General features: G+C 49.7%; 7 protein-coding genes. All 7 read left to right on the top strand.

Going from position 1 to position 20976, the window contains the following annotated elements:
- The first annotated feature begins 124 nt into the window (after nt 1–124).
- The gene (locus GWG06_RS14030; RefSeq protein ID WP_235938340.1) at nt 125–1888 is read left to right on the top strand and encodes an ABC transporter ATP-binding protein; all 1764 of its coding nucleotides are present in this window, start codon (nt 125–127) and stop codon (nt 1886–1888) included.
- A 188-nt stretch (nt 1889–2076) separates the two neighbouring features.
- Entirely contained in the window at nt 2077–3234 is a 1158-nt protein-coding gene (gene atpB / locus GWG06_RS14025) for a F0F1 ATP synthase subunit A (protein WP_160713906.1), read from the top strand.
- 67 nt (nt 3235–3301) lie between these two features.
- On the top strand, nt 3302–3559 hold the full coding sequence (atpE, locus tag GWG06_RS14020; RefSeq protein ID WP_078670146.1) for an ATP synthase F0 subunit C: 258 nt from the start codon (nt 3302–3304) through the stop codon (nt 3557–3559).
- Nucleotides 3560–3672: 113 nt separating this feature from the next.
- Nucleotides 3673–4167 carry a F0F1 ATP synthase subunit B gene (gene atpF, locus GWG06_RS14015; protein ID WP_127044054.1) on the top strand — a complete coding sequence of 165 codons (495 nt, stop codon included), beginning with the start codon at nt 3673–3675 and terminating at the stop codon, nt 4165–4167.
- 61 nt (nt 4168–4228) lie between these two features.
- Nucleotides 4229–4789, top strand: a complete 561-nt coding sequence (gene atpH / locus GWG06_RS14010) for an ATP synthase F1 subunit delta (RefSeq protein ID WP_127044053.1) — start codon at nt 4229–4231, stop codon at nt 4787–4789.
- Between the two features lie 84 nt (nt 4790–4873).
- The gene (atpA, locus tag GWG06_RS14005) at nt 4874–6451 is read left to right on the top strand and encodes a F0F1 ATP synthase subunit alpha (RefSeq protein WP_127044052.1); all 1578 of its coding nucleotides are present in this window, start codon (nt 4874–4876) and stop codon (nt 6449–6451) included.
- A 369-nt stretch (nt 6452–6820) separates the two neighbouring features.
- A complete protein-coding gene (locus tag GWG06_RS14000; RefSeq protein WP_160713904.1) occupies nt 6821–20965 on the top strand; it encodes a T9SS type B sorting domain-containing protein in 14145 nt (4714 codons plus the stop codon).
- Nucleotides 20966–20976: the final 11 nt, after the last annotated feature.

Below are 20976 nucleotides of genomic sequence, written 5' to 3'. Positions count from 1 at the left end.
AGGAGCGAAGACATAAGCGGATAAATTCTTTATCCGTTTAAATCTTCGCTCCTCATTCGTAATTCGCAATTCGTAATTACATTAATGAAAGATGTTGCTTAATTTTACTGGTAAATTGGTTTCATTGGAAAATCTGGCCGTAAAGAAAGTATTTGATTTTAGTTTACTACGACGCATTTTCACTTTTGCGGCGCCTTATAAGCGGGCATTGTACCTGTCCATGATTATGACCGTGATATTTGCGGTGATTTCCCCGTTAAGGCCCTATCTGATTCAGGTAACAGTAGATAAATACATCGCTAATCAGCTTACGCGGATGGTGGTAACCGTAACGGTTATCCAGATTGCCCTGTTATTGCTGGAAACCGTGGTGCGGTTCTATTTTTCATATCTGACCAACTGGCTGGGACAATCGGTAGTAAAGGATTTGAGGGTAACGGTATATAAAAAGATTGTGCACCTGAACCTGGCCTTTTTTGATAAGACGCCTATCGGTACGCTGACCACCCGTACCATCAATGATATTGAGGCCATCAATGACGTGTTTTCAGAAGGAATTATTTCCATTGTATCCGATCTGCTGATGATTGTGGCTATCCTGGTGGTGATGTTTATTGAAGACTGGCGGCTGACGCTGGTGAGCCTGTCACCCTTCCCCGTGCTGATTTTTGCCACCTATATTTTTAAGGAAAGCGTTAATAAATCCTTCTACCGGGTACGTAATGCCGTAGCGGCGCTGAATGCCTTTGTACAGGAACATCTGACAGGTATGATGGTGGTGCAGGCATTCACCGGAGAGAAGCGGGAATTTGCCCGCTTTAAGCATATCAACAAGGAGCACCGCAAAGCTAATATAGACGCCATTTTCGCCTATTCGGTGTTTTTCCCGGTAGTGGAAATCATCCTGGCCATATCACTAGGGCTGATGGTATGGTGGGGTTCCAACAAGGTGCTGAATTATGAAGTAACGCAGGGAGTGATGATTGCTTTCATCATGTATCTGAATATGCTGTTCCGTCCGCTGCGTATGCTGGCAGATAAGTTTAATACCCTGCAGATGGGTATGGTGGCCAGCGAGCGCGTATTCAAAGTGCTGGATAACCAGGATTATATACCGGACAGGGGGCACGAAAAGGCGGATAACATGAAAGGTGCCATTACATTTGACCATGTGTCCTTTGCATATGTAGAAGACCGTTATGTGCTGAAGGATATTACCTTTCATGCCAGACCTGGCGATACCATTGCCATAGTCGGACATACCGGTTCCGGTAAAACCACTATTATCAGTATCCTGAACCGCTTATATGAAATACAGAAGGGGAGTATTAAGATAGATGATATAGACCTCCCGGCATATTCGCTGCAATCTTTGCGGAGCAGGATAGGGGTTGTGCTGCAGGATGTGTTCCTGTTTTCAGGGTCTGTTTATGACAATATTACTCTGCATAACAGTAATATCAGCCGGCAGCAGGTAGAAGATGCCTCGCGCCTGATAGGTATTCATGATTTCATTATGCAGCTGCCCGGCGGATACGACTACCAGGTGATGGAAAGAGGCAGTACCCTGTCGCTGGGGCAGCGGCAGTTGATCTCATTTGTCAGGGCGCTGTTGTATAATCCGGCTATCCTGATACTGGATGAGGCCACCTCTTCCGTAGACACAGAATCTGAAATGATGATCCAGGATGCCATCGACAAGCTGATTGCGGACAGGACCGCGGTGATAATCGCACACCGGTTGTCTACCATCAGTAAGGCAGATAAGATTATTGTGCTGGATAAGGGCGAAATCCGGGAGATGGGAACACATGAAGAATTATTGCGATTGGAAGGGTTCTATTATAAGTTGCATAGCATGCAGTTTAATGCGACCAAAGCGCAGTGATGTATTACTAAAAGATATATATGATATTTTCAGGGGAGAGCGGCTAAAAAGGGCCGCTTTTTTTATGGGTTTTACAAGTATATAACTCGCTGTGTCTCAATAGGTTTATAATATATCCACCTTTTTTTCCATAGTCGCTGAATTTTTGAGATAAAATCTTTTATCTTTGCGCAAAATTTCAGAAAACGGTGATTTCTTTCAGTAAGTTCAAACATAGAATGGTAGCACTGGTGATGGTTTTAGGCCTTCACAGTATTGGTAATTTTTCCTATGCGCAGCATGCTGAGCACGGAACTGAAGCAGCCTCCGGCCACGAAACAACGGAAGCTGCCGAGCCAAAGAAATTCGATGCTAAGGAAGTAATTCTCGGACACGTAAAGGATGCGCATGACTGGCACCTGCTGAGCATTGGCGAAACCCATGTTACGCTGCCGCTGCCGGTTATTATCTACAATCCTGCGCGTGGAACATCCGTTTTTTCTTCTTCTGAATTCCACCATGGTCATGCTGTACATGATGGTTACCGCCTGGTAAACGCTCATTACGTGCATGAAAAAGGACTGGATCCCAATCAATACGCTGATGGCTCCATCATTGCCGTAGATGCTAATGATAATCCTACCGGCGAGAAGATCTACGATTTCTCCATGACTAAAAACATCACCTCCATGATTATCGCCGCTGTATTGCTGGTGGTACTGATGCTGAGTGTGGCCAAAGCATACAGAATCCGTGGCGCGAAAAAAGCTCCCAAAGGTTTCCAGAACCTGATAGAGCCGGTGATTATCTTCATGCGCGACGAAGTAGTAAAGCCTAACATCCCTGGCAAACACTACGAAAAATATGTTCCTTTTATTCTGACGATATTCTTTTTTATCCTTATCAACAACCTGCTGGGACTGTTACCGGGTTCTGCCAACGTAACCGGTAATATTGCGGTAACAGCGGCGCTGGCGCTCATCAGCTTTATAGCTACCATGTTCAGCACCAACAGGCATTTCTGGGGCCACATCTTCAACCCTCCTGTGCCTTTCGGTGTTAAATTCATCCTGGCGCCGGTAGAGCTGATCGGTGTATTCACCAAACCGGTATCCCTGATGATCAGGTTGTTTGCCAACATCCTCGCTGGTCACATCATTATTCTGAGTATTATTTCCCTGGTGTTCATATTTGGTTCATTAAACAAGGTAGCTGGTTACGGCTTCCTGCCTATCACCATCCTCTTCAACATTGTTATGATGATGCTGGAGCTGCTGGTAGCGTTTATCCAGGCGTTCATCTTCGCTAACCTGACAGCGGTATTTATCGGTCAGGCAATGGAAGGCGCTCATGATGATCATCACTAAGCTATTAGCCGAAAGCTAACTGCGACTTTTAGAGAGAAACATTTTTAATTTCAAATACATATTCATTATGGCACTTTTGACTGTTTTATTGCAGGCTGCTGCTGCATCTGGTTTAGCTAAAGCTGGTGGTGCTGTTGGTGCTGGTATCGCTGCTATCGCAGCTGGTATTGGTGTAGGTAACATCGGTAAGAGCGCTCTGGAGTCTATCGCTCGTCAACCAGAAGCTGCTAACGACATCCGTGCAAACATGATCCTGGCTGCTGCGCTGGTAGAGGGTGTTGCCCTCTTCGGTGTAATCGCTGGTCTGTTGGCGGTAGTTCTGTAAGCCAAACTTTTTACTGCATCCGGCGCACAGGGCAATGGATGCAGTAATCTTTTCAGTGTTGCCTTACCGGATAACGAAAAAACTAAAAATCAACATAATAAAATTCTAATTATATGGATCTGTTGCAGCCCGCATTAGGCTTGTTTCTTATTTCATTACTGATATTCATTATCGTTTTCATTGTCCTGAAGAAATTTGCCTGGACGCCGATCCTCGCCACCCTGAAAGAAAGGGAAGGTTCTATCCAGGACTCTATCACTACCGCTGAAAGAGTGAAAGAAGAAATGGCGCAGATGAAAGCTGAGCACGAACACGTGCTGGCTGAAGCGAAAGCTGAAAGAAGCAAGATCCTGAAAGAAGCAAAAGACGCGAAAGACATGATCATCAGCGAAGCGAAAACACAGGCGCAGGCTGAAGCTAAAAAGATCATCAGTGAAGCATATACCGCTATCGAAAACCAGAAAATGGCTGCGTTAACGGATGTGAAAAACCAGGTTGGTAGTCTCGTAATCGAAGTGGCAGAGAAAGTGCTGAGAAAAGAACTGGCTGACAAATCAGCACAGGAATCTTACGTGAAACAACTGGCAGGAGAAATTAAATTGAATTAAGAGATTAACTGTAAGCCTCCGGCCCTGCGCCGAAGGCTTACGGCTAAAAGCTATAAGCTATATGCAGAATCCCCGTTTAGCATCAAGGTATGCAAAATCATTGATAGATCTGGTTCAGGAAAAGGACCAGCTGGAAGCGGTGCATAACGATATGCTGTTTTTACAGCAGCTGATGAAGTCCAACCGTGATGTCGTGAACCTGCTGAAAAGCCCGATCATCAAGGCTGACAAAAAGATCAAAATCATGAATGCTATCCTGGATGGACGCGTAAGCTCCACCACGCAGGTTTTCGTAACATTACTGATTAACAAGACACGTGAAAGCGCGTTGCCGGAAATCGCTACGGAGTTTTCCCGTCAGTACAATATCATCCGTAACATCAGCGTGGTGAAAATCACTACTGCCGCTGCCCTGGATGCACCTGTACTGGATGTTATCAAACAGAAAATAGCATCTGAGGTACCTCAGCAGATACAGCTGGAAACAGCCGTAAACCCCGAACTGATCGGCGGTTTTGTACTGGAAACAGCAGATAAACTGTTTGACGCTTCCGTACTGCGCGATCTGCAGGATATCAAAAAACAATTCAGTCAGAACATTTACGTATCCAACATACGTTAATAAATACAGCAGCCGCTGCGTACACGCAAAGCTGTTGTCGTTATACCAAATTTCTTTTAACGACTTTTTTTTAAAATCACAATTATGGTTGATATTAAACCTGATGAAATTTCGGCGATATTACGCCAGCAGTTAAGCAACTTCAATGCTTCTGCCGATCTCGAAGAGATAGGTACAGTATTGTCGGTGGGTGATGGTATTGCCCGCATTTACGGTTTAGGTAATGTGCGTTATGGTGAACTGGTTGAATTCAGCAACGGTGTTAAAGCTATTGCATTGAACCTGGAAGAAGATAACGTGGGTGTGGTTTTGATGGGTGAATCAAAAGGCATTAAAGAAGGTGATAAAGTACGCAGCACAGGTCAGATCGCTTCCATTAAAGTGGGCGAAGGCATGGTTGGCCGCGTTGTTAATACACTGGGCGAGCCTATCGATGGTAAAGGCCCTATTACTGGCGACCTGTATGAAATGCCGCTGGAGCGTAAAGCACCGGGCGTAATCTACCGTGAGCCGGTGAAGGAACCACTGCAGACCGGTATCAAAGCGATCGATGCGATGATCCCTGTAGGCCGTGGCCAGCGTGAGCTGGTGATTGGTGACCGTCAAACCGGTAAAACCGCGATCTGTATCGACACCATCATCAACCAGAAAGAATTTTTTGACGCAGGTAAACCTGTGTATTGCATATACGTAGCTATTGGTCAGAAAGCATCTACCGTTGCCGGTGTAATGAAAACATTACAGGAAGCTGGCGCGCTGGCTTACACTACCATCGTAGCTGCTTCTGCTTCTGATCCTGCTCCGCTGCAGTTCTACGCTCCGTTCGCGGGTGCTGCTATCGGTGAATTCTTCCGCGATAGCGGTCGTCCTGCCCTGATCGTTTATGATGATCTGTCCAAACAGGCGGTTGCCTACCGTGAAGTATCCCTGCTGCTGAAACGTCCTCCGGGCCGTGAAGCATACCCTGGTGACGTATTCTACCTGCATAGCCGCCTGCTCGAGCGCGCTGCGAAAATCATCAACAACGATGCTATCGCACAGCAGATGAACGACCTGCCTGAGTCTATCAAACACCTGGTAAAAGGTGGCGGTTCCCTCACAGCATTGCCGATCATCGAAACACAGGCGTCCGACGTATCTGCCTACATTCCTACAAACGTGATCTCCATCACCGATGGTCAGATCTTCCTGGAAGGTAACCTGTTCAACGCCGGTATCCGTCCTGCAATCAACGTAGGTATCTCTGTAAGCCGCGTAGGTGGTAACGCACAGATCAAATCCATGAAGAAAGTATCTGGTACCCTGAAACTCGATCAGGCTCAATACCGCGAAATGGAGGCCTTCTCCAAATTCGGGGGTGACCTGGATGCTGCTACCAAAGCAGTTATCGACAAAGGTGCCCGTAACGTGGAAATCCTGAAACAGGCACAGTTCAGCCCGCTGGCAGTAGAAAAACAGGTAGCTATCATCTACCTGGGTGTTAACGGCCTGCTCCGCGATGTTCCGGTTAAACAGGTACGCGCTTTCGAAGAAGCCTTCCTGAACGAAATGACCGTTCGTCTGCCGGAAGTACTGGGCGAATTCAAAAAAGGTAACCTGCCGGAAGATGGCATCAAGAAAATGGTTACCCTGGCTAATGAACTGAAACCACGCTTCATCTAGTAATTAACTACTTATACTATAGGAAAGGCCTTTGCCAGCACGGCAAAGGCCTTTCCGTTTTTATCCTTTCCGCTATTTCATGCAAATAAAAATTAAATATGATAATATTTATATATTATTACTTTTCAGTCTGTTAGAAAGATGACAGGTGCAATTTTTTTTTATTTTCTGAAAAGCCCGCTTTATATTTGATAGAACAAGATTGTTCTGTGTATAACCAAATCTATTTCAAGCGTTTTTTACCCCGTTCATAACCTGCCCCTGACTTTAGATCACCTCATTATCATTTTTTTGTGCTCCTGATTAGTGCAGCTGCTGTAATGCCTGTTCTTGTCCCCATGCCTGGAAAGTCCCTTAAATCGCTTTTCCATGGATGTATGTTTACGTGCGTTATCCTTTATTGTTCGAGGTTGTAACGGTCTGGTATCCTGCCGGCGGCTATTATTCGTATATGCTTTCCTGTTAGTATCACTACAGGCGGCCGCACAATTTACCATTACAGAAAACTTTAAAAGCAGTTCCAGCGGAAACGTTACCCTCGGAGGAGCCGCTAAACTTACCTCCGGAGTAGACGACCCCGTAGGTGAGGGCTGGCTGCGCCTCACAGAGGATGCTACCAACCAGGTAGGTTATGCTTTCGTGAACCAGGGATTCCCATCCACCCTGGGGGTACTCATGGATTTCGAATATGTGGCCTGGAGAAGAAGCGTGCCTAACTTCGGCGGAGCAGACGGCTTCTCCGTTTTTCTCTTTAATGATAACATCACCGCTGCTACCTTTAAACTGGGATCTGCCGGCGGAAGCCTCGGATATTCCAACTCTACCAGCACAGGAAATACCGGTCTTGCCGGTGGTTACGTAGGGGTGGGCATCGATGAATTCGGTAACTATTCCAATTGCGGTGACGGTAAGAACGGGGGCGCCTCTACGAACTGTAACCTCAACTTCAGGGATTATATCTCTGCCAGAGGCCCTGCTCCCACCTATTCCTTTATCAGCGGTACTTCAGTAGGCACCTCGCTGGACTACGACGTTATCACCAGCACCAGGCCAACCCCATCGCAGTTTTACAGAAGAGTACAGGTAATCATCGAACCCAACGGCTCCGGGCAGTACATGCTGAGTGTGAAATCCACTACCACTCCGGGAGGCGCGCTGACAACACTTTTCGGTCCCATCACCCTCACGGCTCCTCCGCCTTCCCGGCTCAAGCTGGGCTTTGCTGCTTCTACAGGCGGCGGCTTTAACCGCCACGAAGTGCGTAACCTCATTATCACCACCCCCGGGAATGTGCGTATTCAAAAGCTGGTAGATAAACCACTTGCCAGAATAGGCGATACACTGACCTATAAAATCACTACCTATAACGAAACAACCTCCCAGCTTAACAACATGCCGCTGAGAGATATTTTTACTCCCTCCAGCGCATTCAATACTACCAGCGTTACCTTCTCCAATGATGGCTTTGCCGGTAATACGGCTACAGGATATACGCCTACCAGCCTGTCTTCCGCTTCACTGACAATGGGAGGAAACAGTACTTCCTCATTTACGGTAAAAGGAACGGTGACGGCTAAGCCGAATGACGGCCGACTCATTAATACGGCTTATGTAGATCCGTCTCCGACGGGTATTTCGGACGGCGACCCCTCCAATGATACGTCGCGGGCCATCACAAATGTAATTGTACCAGACCTCTCCATCACGAAAACACATACCGGCAACCTGCGCAAAGGGCTTAGCGGCAATTATGTGATCACTGTGCGGAATGCAGGACCGGATGCCAAACCTAACCTCAGTCCGGTTACGGTTACAGATGCCGTGCCTGCCGGAATGACTGTTGGCACTCCTACCGGAACAGGATGGACCATCAGTACTTCCGGAAATACGGTGACGGCTACACGTAGCGATGCACTGGCTTCCGGCGCTTCGTACCCGGATATTACCATTCCCGTGAAAGTGGCGGTGAACGCGCCTGACAGCATCTTCAATACGACCACTGTCAGCAATGCCTATGAAAGCAACCTGGCTAATAATACTTACACTTACCCGGTTGATACCCGCCGCAATATGGATATGCAGGTGGGATCTCTGGTGATGCCGCCCAATAAGGAAGGCTGTCTGAATACGCCTTTCAACGTACAGGTGAATATCCGGAACAATGGTCCGGATTCGGCGATCAATACGAAATTCACCTACGTATTGTCTACCGCTCTGAACGTGATGACACTGGTAAGCCGTAATATCACGTCCGGTGGCGGAAGTTTCGGCACAGGCAGTATGAATCCTACTACCGGCTATACTGATTCCATTACCCTGAGTCCTGGTGGAACAGTCAGCTATGTGTTTTCTGTCAGGGTAACGGCGCCTGCGCCTGCGGACCTGGCCATATTTGAAGCGGCCCTGCTGCGTAGCGCCACTGATCTTGATATCGATGCTTCTGATCCTACCAATCCTTTCCCTTCCAATGCGCTGGCAGAATGTAATGCGCCGCCTTCCGGAGGGGGATGTAATAATATTCTCCGCGATACCACTTTCGTAAGAAATACACCGAGCAACGCGAATGCCGGCACGGATAAGAGGTTGTGCGCTGTTACCAGCACCACACTGGCTGCTGTGAGTCCGGCTATCGGAACAGGTACCTGGAGTCAGGCATCTGGTCCTTCCACAGCGGCTTTCGCTAATGTCAATGCCAGCAATACTACTGTTAGCAACCTTACTACGGGCACATATCAGTTTGTATGGAAGGTGGCCAACGGCGGATGTTCGGCGGCGGTAGCTACGGATACGGTGCAGGTGCGGATAGATGCGCTGCCCAGCGTAGCGGTAGCCGGTCCAGATCAGGATCTGTGTAATGTAACGACCACTACAATGGCAGCTACTGCGCCAGTAACAGGTACTGGTGGCTGGAGTCAGCTAAGTGGCCCCAATACCGCTGTTTTCGCGGATACTGCCCTGGCGAATACAGGTGTCAGCGGATTAACCGCCGGCGTCTACCGGTTTATCTGGTCTACCAGAAACGGTGCCTGTACAGGATTTAAGGATACGGTGACGGTAAATATCAGTGCACCGGGGCCTAATGCCAACGCCGGTCCTGATCAGAACCTGTGTAATGTAACTTCCACTACACTGGCAGGAAATAACCCGGCTCCCGGAACCGGCGTGTGGTCGCAGATTGCAGGCCCCAATACGGCCACGTTTGCCAACAGGAATGCGGCGAATACGCAGGTCAGCAATCTGCAGGCGGGCGTATACCAGCTGGTATGGACTATTACCAGCGGCGCCTGCGGCGGCACTGCCGATACCATGCAGATTACAGTAGCAGCCTTACCGACTACTGCCAATGCAGGACCGGATCAGACGAAATTCAATAACGGTACTTTTGTAATGAATGCCAACGTTCCTGCTGCCGGTACCGGTGTATGGGCGCTGGTGAGCGGCTCCGGAGTAATTGACAATACCGCCAGCGCAAATACTACCGTTACCTTGCAGCCCAATACTACCGGTACTTTCACCTGGACAATCACCAACGGTACCTGTCCGCCATCCGTAGATACGGTAGTACTTACCTACAGACGTCAGGCAGACCTGAAGATCGTTAAATCAGGCGCGGGCAATACTTACAGAACCGGCAGCGAAGTTACCTATACGCTTACCATTGAAAACCTGGGGCCTTCCGATGTAAGAGGCGCCGGTGTGCATGACCTGATTCCATCCCTGATAGTAAATCCATCCTGGACATATGCGGTAACCGGTGCAGGTGTAACCGTTACACCGGATTACTCTAATCCGCAACTGGTGCGGGCTTCCATCGATATCCCCTTTGCAGCCGGTAACAAAGTAGTGATTACTATTAAGGGAACAGTGGCTGCCACTGCCAAAGGAGGAGATGTAATAGACAATTTTGCAGCAGTGTCTTTCCCATCCGGTACGCCGGACCCTGACCAGAGCAACAACACGTCTGAGGTAGTAGGCACTGTGCCCAACAACCCGCCGATAGCCGTGGATGATAATTATACTACCCCCAGAGATGTGCCTGTCAGCGGTAATGTATTAACCAACGACAGCGATCCGGAAGGTCAGCCATTAACGGTGAAGACTACCCCGGTTACTTCACCGGCAAACGGCACAGTAGTACAGCGCGCCGATGGTACGTTTACCTACACGCCGAATACAGGTTTTGTGGGAACAGACAGCTATGTATATGAAGTATGTGATAACCAGGGCGCATGCGCTCAGGCAAAGGTGACCATCACAGTACAACCCGCTGTCACAGATCTTAAAATTACCAAATCCGCCAGCCCGTCGCCGGTTGTAGCTGGCCAGCCGTTAACCTATACCATCACGGTAACCAATAACGGTCCGTCCACAATTCTGCCGACAGAAGCATTTAAAGTAGTAGACTCGCTGCCTGCAGGATTCACCGGCGCCACCTACACTGCGTCTGCCGGAACTTACGATGCCAGCAGCAGCCAGTGGACCGGTGTAACCATGAAGGCCGGTGAGCAGGTAACCCTGACTATTTCCGGAACAGTATCGTCACAATTCGCCGGCAGCGGCCTGAGAAACCTGGCGTATGTAACTCCGCCGCCGGGAGATAATGATCCCGTGCCTGATACTGCTATTATAGTTACACCCGTAACTAAATCTGTAGAGGTCCAGGTGACTAAAACAGATGATACAGATACCTATACACCGGGAACGACTACACTCTACCGGGTTACGATCGTGAACAAAGGACCTTCTGACCTGGTAGGAGGTACCTTCAAAGATCCGCTGCCACCGGGTATTACCGTAGCATCCTGGACAGCCGTATCTCCGGATGGCTCACAGCCGGCAATTTCCGGTAATGGTCCTATTGACCAGCAGGTGAATATTCCGGCAGGATCCAGAATCATTTATTCCATTACCATCAATATTCCATCAGATTATAAAGGTAACCTGGTGAATACTGCTACGGTAACCGTTCCATCAGGTTATACCAATATTAATCCGGCTGGTAATACTGCCACCGATACAGATACGCCTGCCCCGCGCTATGATCTCTCCGTTGTAAAAACAGGCCCGGCAAGGGCTACCGCGGGAGGCGCCATCTCCTATAAAGTCACCATTGTGAATAATGGGCCTTCTGATATTGTCAATGCGGCGGTAGCAGATATGCTGCCATCCGTAGTACAGAATGCTACCTGGACAGTGAGCAAAACAGGCAGCGCCACTTCCACTGTTACCAGTGGCAGCGGCAATGTGCAATTCAATGCAAATTTACCGGCAGGTGCGGGTAATACGCTGGAGATTACTATCAATGGTACCGTGAACCCTGCAGCTGTCGGTTCGTTCAGTAATACGGCCAGTGTAACGGTACCAGGTAGCAATCCGGTTATGTCCAACACGGTCAATACGGTGGTGGTAAAACAAACAGGGCTTACCCTCACCAAACTCGGGCCTCCTTCAGGTACGGTAGCTGCAGGTACATCTATCAGCTATACCTTGAATCTTACCAATGCAGGTCCTTCAAATGCGATTGGCATCCAGCTGAAAGATGTAGTGCCCGCAGCAGTACAGAATGTTACCTGGAATGTAAACGCAAATGGTACTGCTGCTGTAGCCAGCGGCGCTCCTGCCAGCGGCAGTGGCAATAACATCAGTACTACGGTGAATATTCCTGCAGGTGCTGCCAACAGTATCCAGGTGATTATTAACGGTACAGTTAATCCTGCCGCCACCGATACTATCCTGAATACGGCATCAGCCATTCTACCGGGTATCGATACTTCCAACGCGTCCAATAAAACCGCTGTTCAGGTGAAGCCGGGTCTGGAAATTGTGAAGGCGGGTCCGGCTACTGCGGATGCGGGTACACCGATTTCCTATACGGTAACCGTTACAAATGCAGGCCCGTCAGATGCGGTGAATGCTGTAATTACTGACCTGGCAGGACCTAACTCCCTGAAAGATGTAACCTGGACAGCCACTGCCACTGGTGCAGCTGTTATCAACAGTGGCGCCTCCGGTACCGGTAATGCTGTGAGTTTGAATGCAAATGTCCCTGCGGGCAGCAGTAATAAAATTACGGTCACTATCAACGGAACCATTCTGCCTGGCGCAAGCGGTAATATCAGAAATACAGCTACTGTAGAGGTGCCGGGAGTACAGAAGGTGACTTCCAATGAGGTGATTACAGAAATAGGACGCAATGCAAGGCTGACAATACAGAAGCTCGGTCTGGATACGGTATCGGCAGGTGGTTATATTTTATATACCCTGAAACTGGTGAATAACGGTCCTTCTGATGCAGTGCAGGTGAAAATCACCGATAGCCTCAGTCTGGTGATCCTCAACCCTTCCTCATATATCGTTACACATGGTAAGGCAACAGTATCTGCCTCCGCCATTTCCAATAATGTGTTCACGGCTACTGCTGATGTAGCTGCCGGAGATAGTAACTACGTAACTGTATTGATCGCGGGAAGAGTAGATCCAGGATACACCGGAAAAATTAACAACCAGGCGAAAGCAGATAATGTACGCTCAGAAGTAGTGGTGACCAATGTTGTTAACAATCCGAGAATTGTGCTGACTAAGAGCGCACCTGATACCATTGCGGCAGGCCAGCAGATTACGTATACTATTACTGCAGGCAACACCGGATTGTCAAATGCTACCGGTGTAGTGATTACTGATGCGGTACCTGCAGCCGTAACCAATGTTACCTGGACGGCTACCGCTACCGGCAATGCAGCGGTGACCGCCGGCGCTACCGGTTCCGGGAATAATATCAGCGTTACCGGAAACATCAGTACCGGCAATGACAACAACATCATCATCACAGTTACCGGCACGGTTTCTCCTGCCGCTACCGGTGATATACAGAATCATGCTGTGGCAGATGTGCATGTACCGGGCATCCCGCCGGTAACATCAGATACGGTGACAACGCATCTTACCAACAAGCCTGGTATACAGATTTCCAAAGCCGGCCCTGGTACAGTAGTTGCCGGTGCCTACATACAATATACCCTGGAAGTAAATAACGCCGGTCCGTCCGATGCGAGAGGCGTAGTTATTACCGATACACTGGATGCAGTTATCCGTAATGCAGACTGGGCAGCAACTGCCAGCGGCGGGGCTGCTATTACTTCCGGTGCAACCGGCGGTGGAAGTATTATCCGCATCGTAGCGGATATTCCGGCAGCTGGCAGCGCTAAAGTACTTGTTAATATCAGGGGCGTAGTGAATCCTGCGGCCGCTGGTACTATTGTTAATACTGCCTATGCTGTGACCGGCAATGAACCGCCAGCCTCCAGCTCTATTTCCAGTGTGGTGATCAACAATCCGCAGATCAGCTTCATGAAAGCGGGTCCGGATTCCGCAAATGCCGGTGAACAAATCACCTACCGCCTGGTGGCTACCAACTACGGCCTGTCCGACGCCCGCAATGTGAAAATGCAGGACGTTGTTCCGCCGCAGCTGACTAATGTTACCTGGACTACCCGTGTATCCGACAGCGCGAAAGTAACCAGCGGCGCCAGCGGGTCCGGCAATAACATTGCGCTGACAGGCGACCTGCCGGCAGGTACCAATAATCATATATTCATTGACGTTACCGGCACTATTGCGCCTGACTTTGAAGGTGTAATACACAACAGAGGATATGCAACAATGCAGGCCAGGGACACGGCCTATACAGATACCATCAGCACAGTAGTGCGGAACAAACCGCGGCTGCAGATTGTGAAGAGCGCACCGGATACTGCTATTGCCGGCGGTCAGATCACCTACACGCTGCTTGTGACCAATCCTGGCCCTTCTGATGCGAAAAAAGTAAACATAACGGATGCTGTACCGGCATTTATCAAAAATATCTTCTGGGTGGCCAATGCCACAGGCACCGCTATTACACAGTCTTCCAGCGGCGCGGGAAATAATATACTCGTGACCGGTAGTATACCTGCCGGTACCGGTAACACCATCCGCATTACCATCAGCGGTACTATCGATCCGGCATTTACCGGCGATATTCCGAATGTGGCCATAGCTACTGCCGATGGTCAGCCACCGGTGACTTCCAATACCACTAATACCCATGTGACGAAAAATGTGAAACTGGCAGTGCTGAAGGTAGGAGCAACTGAACTGGCTGCAGGAGATGAAATCCATTACCTGATAGCTATTCATAATACCGGATTGTCCAATGCTACACACATACAGTTTAAAGATACCGTACCTGCCGCCATTAAAAATGTAACCTGGTCTGTACAGGCGCTGGGCGCCGGTGTTGTTAACAGTCCGGCAACAGGTAGCGGTAATATTGTTACAGCAGATGTGGATGTGCCTGCAGGCAACCGCGTGAATGGTATACTGGTAACAGTCAGCGGACAGATAGATCCGGCCTATGACGGACCGCCGCTGGTCAACATTGCATATGCTTCATCCGCAGACCAGCCGAAACCGGCTACAGACACCGTTACTACGAAAATAGATAACAGGGCTGCCCTGAGTATTACAAAGAGCGGACCTGCGGAAACATTCGCCGGAGAGCAGATCAGCTATACGATCCACCTGTCTAACAACGGTCCTTCCGATGCGAAGAATATTACCATCACCGATGTGATTGACCCGGCAATACTGAATGCGAAATGGACAGCGGCTGTAAAAGGTACCGCTACCGTGAACAGCACTGCCGGTACCGGTAATATCAATATCACCGGAAACATTCCGTTCGGTGCAGGTAATGTGATTGATATAACGGTAACGGGCACACTGAATCCGGACTTTACGGGAGCGCAACTGCAGAATACCGCTACTGCGGAAATCAGTGGTCAGCCACCGGTGACATCCACTGTAACATCAACGACTAAACGCAGAGCGGATATACGTGTGGCGAAGAGCGGACCGGGTACTGCAGTAGCCGGTGAAAACATCACCTACACGATCACGGTTAATAACGCCGGCCCGTCTAACGTGCATGGCGCAGTTATTGCCGACTTCATTCCGGCCGGCATACTGGATGCGAAATGGACCGCCACTACCCGCGGTGCAGGCACCACTGTATCTGCTGCCAGCGGTACCGGTAATATCAATATCACGGCTGATATTCCGGATACAGGCACCATCACCATTACGGTAACAGGAAGAATTGATCCTTCCACTGCAAATGGTTCCAATATCACCAATTCCGTTACGGTTACACCACCGGCTAACCTGGAAAACCAGACGCCGGTGACCTCCAGCGTAACTACAGCCGTACGTAAGGAAGCCGACCTGGTGATCGTGAAATCAGGTCCTGCTAACCTGACTGCCGGTCAGAACTTCAGCTATCAGCTGGAAATTACCAACAACGGTATCTCTGATGTCAGCAATGCGGTGATTACAGATAATGTACCTGCACAGATTCTCATCAGTAATGTGACTGCTACCACCACCGGCAATGCGGCTGCCAATGCACCGGTTATAAGCGGCAACAACATCAGCATTAACGGTAATATCGCTGCAGGGCCAGGTAACAGCATCATTGTTACTATCAGCGGTACGGTGAATCCTTCTGCAACAGGTACCATCGTCAATACGGCTACGGTAACACCACCGGCAGATGTAACAGAAACAATACCTGCCAATAATACCAGCAGTATCAGCACTGTTATCAATACAGACCTGGGATTACAGGTATCCAAATCCGGTCCGGCTACGGTGAATGTGAAGGATAAAATCACCTACACCATTGTGGTGACCAATACAGGTATCTCCGATGCAGATCCGCTGACGATCTCTGATCTGGTGCCCGCAGATATTACCAACGTCACCTGGAATGCCACTGTATCCGGTAACGCTAACCTGAATAACCCTGTCAGCGGTAATACCAATAATATCAATGTAACCGGCAGACTGGGAGGTAACAACTCCGGTAGCATCACCATAGTGGTAACCGGTACTGTGAAACCGGATGCTGCCAATACCATCACCAATACCGTTACAGCTACTGCGGGTGGTACCAAAACAAGCACCGTTGTTACTTCTGTCAATAAATCAGTTGATCTCAGAATAAATAAAACAGCACCGGCATCTCTGTCTGCCGGAGAAGAAATAAATTATGTAGTAACCGTAGTAAATGCCGGTCCTGCTGATGCGATGAATGTAACAATTGCAGATGCGGTGCCAGCAGGTATTACCAATGTTACCTGGACTGCAGAAGCCGTTGATTCCGCTTCTGTGACAACAGGCTCCGGAAGTGGTAACAGCATCAGTACCATGGCGAACCTGGTAGCCAACAAAGGCACAGTGATACTGCGTATACATGGTATTGTAGATCCTACATTTGCAGGTACACTTACCAATACGGCCACAGCTACACCAGAACCGGGTGTGGTAGATCCCCGTCCTGCAACGGTGACCGTTAACACGATTGTCACCGCGCGCGCAGGGCTGAGCGTTATCAAGTCTGCTCCAATGCAGGTAAATGCCGGCAGTAATATCACCTACCAGCTGCAGATCAGGAATAATGGTCCGTCTGTAGCGAACGGAGTAACCATCACCGATACTATTCCTGTTCCGGTAACCGGCGTTACCTGGACCAGTACGGCTACCAACGCTACTATTACCGATCCGGGAACCGGTACCGGCAGTAATGTGCTGCTGACCGCCAATATTCCGGTAGACGGTATGGTAACCGTCACCATCAGCGGTACGGTGAATCCTGACTTTGAAGGTAATCTGCTGAATAAAGCCTTTGCATCCTTCGGAGGCGATCCTATTACCAGCAATATAACAGATACCCGCGTGGTGAATAAGCCAGGACTCCGGATTACGAAGTCGGGTCCTGATAATATAGCTGCCGGTAACAGGATTTCCTATAATATCCAGGTCGCCAACAGCGGCCCGTCCAATGCTGCAGGCGTGAATATTACCGATGTGCTGCCGGATGGTATTGATAGTATTACCTGGTCGGCTACGGCACAGGGTGCGGCTACCATCAATGGTGGTAATATCAGCAACGCCACCGGTAATGTGGACTTCATTGCCAGTATCCCTGTGGGCGCCGGTAATACCATCAGTGTGACAGTGGCAGGAACGGTATCATCAGCAGCTACAGGCGTGCTGACCAATATTGCGGCTGTAACACCGGAAAATGGCCTCCCGGTTACAGATACAGTAAATACCAGTATACTGTCACAACCGGGTATCCGCCTGGTGAAAGCCGGACCGGATACCGCTGCTGCGGGCAGTATGATCACTTATACTATTGATGTGCTCAATGATGGGCCTTCAGATGCGGTCAATGTACAGATAGAAGATGTGCTGCCGCCACAGCTGGAAGCAGTGGACTGGTCTGCCGTTGCCGTTGGAAAAGCAGTTGTCAGCGGTGGTGACCTGCAGCATCAGACAGGCAATGTAAATCTGAGCGGTAACATCCCTGCCGGCAGTGGTAATGTGATCCGCATCACGGTTACCGGTCGTTTGCAGGCGTCTTTCACAGGTGTGATCAATAACAGGGCTACCGCGAAAACAGGTACTGATAATTTCGAATCAAACGATATAAATACTACGGTTACCAATCAGCCCGGACTTGCAATCGTGAAGTCCGGTCCGGATAAAGCAGTTGCCGGAGGTAACATCAGTTACAGCATTGTATTAACGAACAGCGGACCTTCCGACGCTACCGGCGTGACGGTTGCCGATGTACTGCCGGCAGTCCTGAAAGATGCCGTGTGGTCAGCAACAGCGTTCGGCAGCGCCACCATTAACGGAGGTAATATTGTTGACCGTACAGGTAATGTAGCCCTGACGGCCAATGTGCCTGCCGGAGCTGCCAACAGGATTGTGATTACTGCGGATGGTACTATAGATCAGGCCTTCACAGGTACTATCACCAACACAGCCAGCTACACGCATAATGGCAATACGGTTACCACACCGCCGGTGGTAACAACGGTGAGCGCCGAAACCTCCCTGTCTGTGCGCAAATCCGCTCCGGATACCGTAGCGGCAGGTAACGGTATCACCTATACGCTGCTGGTGCAGAACACCGGACCATCAGCTGCTACCAATATCACCATCGCGGATATAGTGCCGGCATCGGTGCAGAATGTCAGCTGGAATGCAGTGGCTACCGGCGCTACCCTGCACGGTGCTACCAGTGGCACCGGTAACAATATCAGTATAAATGCAGATCTGCCGGCAGGCAGCGGCCATAATGTAGCGGTAACTATTTCCGGTACGCTCGCACCAGCAGCCAACGGCACGCTGGTGAACGGAACTTCTGTATCTGAAGGTGGTAAGGTGGTAGCGGTGGATACGGTGCAGACCCGGATCATCAATACCCCGGGAGTAATACTCACTAAGGCAGGTCCGCAGGAAGCGGTAGCTGGCAGCGATATTGTATACACGATTACGTTAGGCAATGAAGGTCCGTCAGACCTGGTAAATGCCAGGGTATCCGACCTGGTGCCGGCACAGGTAGAAGATGTAACATGGAAAATCAGCACGCTGGGAAGCGCCACCCTGGCAGCGGGCACGCCGGTCAGCGGCAGCGGCAGCCAGATAGGCTTTACCACCACCGTGCCTGCAGGGGCGGCTAACCAGGTAATAGTCACCATCAGCGGCAGCCTGAATGAAAGCTTCGCGGGCAACATTACCAATATGGCCAATGTGAAGGAGAATAACGGAAATACCTATACGGATTTCGTCACTACCCTGGTAAGATTAAGGTCGGATGTAACGCTGACCAAATCAGCGCCGAAGACTGCCGTAGCCGGTGGCCCCATCACCTACACGATTGTGGCAGCAAACGACGGCCCGTCTGCTGCCAACGGTGTGAAGATTACTGACGTAGTTCCTGCAGGTGTTACCAATGTTACCTGGACAGCCACCGCCGCAGGCAATGCGCAAGTGACCGGTCCGGCCAGCGGCAGCGGCAATAATGTTACCGTAACCGGTAATATTCCTGCGGGTGGCGCCAATAATATACTCATTACCGTGAATGGTACGGTGAGCAACAGCATTACAGCCGGCAGCGTGAAGAACAGCGCCCTGCTCACCAAACCTGACGGCGGTAAAGTGACCAGCGATACGGTAGAAACTGTTATCACCAGAACCACCAGCCTCAATATTGAGAAACAGGCGCCGTCTTCCATCAGCTCCGGCGACAGCCTGCAATATGACATCATCGTCAGCAACACGGGTATCTCCGACATTAATAATGTTGTTATCCGCGACGTGGTACCTGCTACGTTAACCGGCGTGAGCTGGAGAACGGTTGTCAGTGGCAGTGCCAGGGTAACAGGAGCCGGCAGCGGTACCGGTAATAACATTACTGTTAACGGAATGATACCGGCCGGAAGCAACAATTTGATTCATATAATGGTTATCGGTAAGGTAGGGGCGGCATTTGCGGGTACTATTACCAATACAGCTTCGGTGAGTGCCGGCGACAGCACCGCTACCGCCACTGCCACCACCAATGTGAGCCGTATACTGGACCTGAACGTAACCAAAACAGGCCCGGCAGAAATTACTAACGGAGATGAGATAGAATATATTATCACTGCCGGCAACAGCGGCCCGGCAGCCGGCGACGGGGCAGTAGTAACAGATGTGGTGCCGGCCGGTATCAGTAATGTCACCGCCAGGGTGCTTTCCATTACCGGTGGCGCAGCAGATGTGAGGATTGCAGTGAATAGCAACACCGTTACCGCTGCTATCGGCACATTCCCAGAGGGAGCCAGCGTACGCCTGTCTGTGAAAGGCACCGTGAACACCGGAAATGCCCTTGTTAACAAAGCAACCATCAGCGTACCGGACGGCGCAGCAGATCCGGATCTGAACAACAATACCAGCAGTGATGTAAGTACTACCGTGAACCCGAAAATACTGGCGAAATCAGCAGATGTACAGGTGAAGAAGGTGCTGCTCAACAATACACCGTTGCAGACCGGCGGTAAAGCTGAATTCCAGATTACCGTTACCAACGCCGGACCGGATTCTGCAAAAGGCATTATTGTCAGAGATACGCTGAGCCGCAACCTGGATCTCCTGGGCGCAGCAGTAGCCAGCAGCGGTAATGCAACGTACAATCCGGCGACCAGAATCATTGTATGGGAAGCCGGTAACCTGGCGGCAACGCAAACGGCTACACTGAGAATTACTGCAAGGATTAATAACAACGGCGTAGTCACCAACAGGGCTACGGCAACACAGGAAACACCAGATCCGGATCCGTCCAACAATACTGCAGTGACACCGCCGGTAACAGTAGATGACGATGGCATCTTTATTCCGAATGTCATCACGCCGAATGGTGATGGCAAGAACGACAAGTTTACAATTATCGATATCAAACGGTTCCCGAATTCAACCCTGCTGATATATAACCGTTGGGGCAACCAGGTGTATCAGTCGAAGAATTACCAGAACGAATGGGATGGTAACGGATTGAATGAAGGTACTTATTACTACATCTTAAAACTGAGAACGCCGGATGGTGAAAAATCTTACAAGGGATGGATCGAATTGCTGCGATAAGCGCCATAATA

This window comes from Chitinophaga solisilvae (assembly GCF_009928525.1).
GTDB lineage: Bacteria > Bacteroidota > Bacteroidia > Chitinophagales > Chitinophagaceae > Chitinophaga > Chitinophaga solisilvae.
Note: the sequence above shows the minus strand (reverse complement) of the source record. Positions and strands in the feature narration are given on the sequence as shown.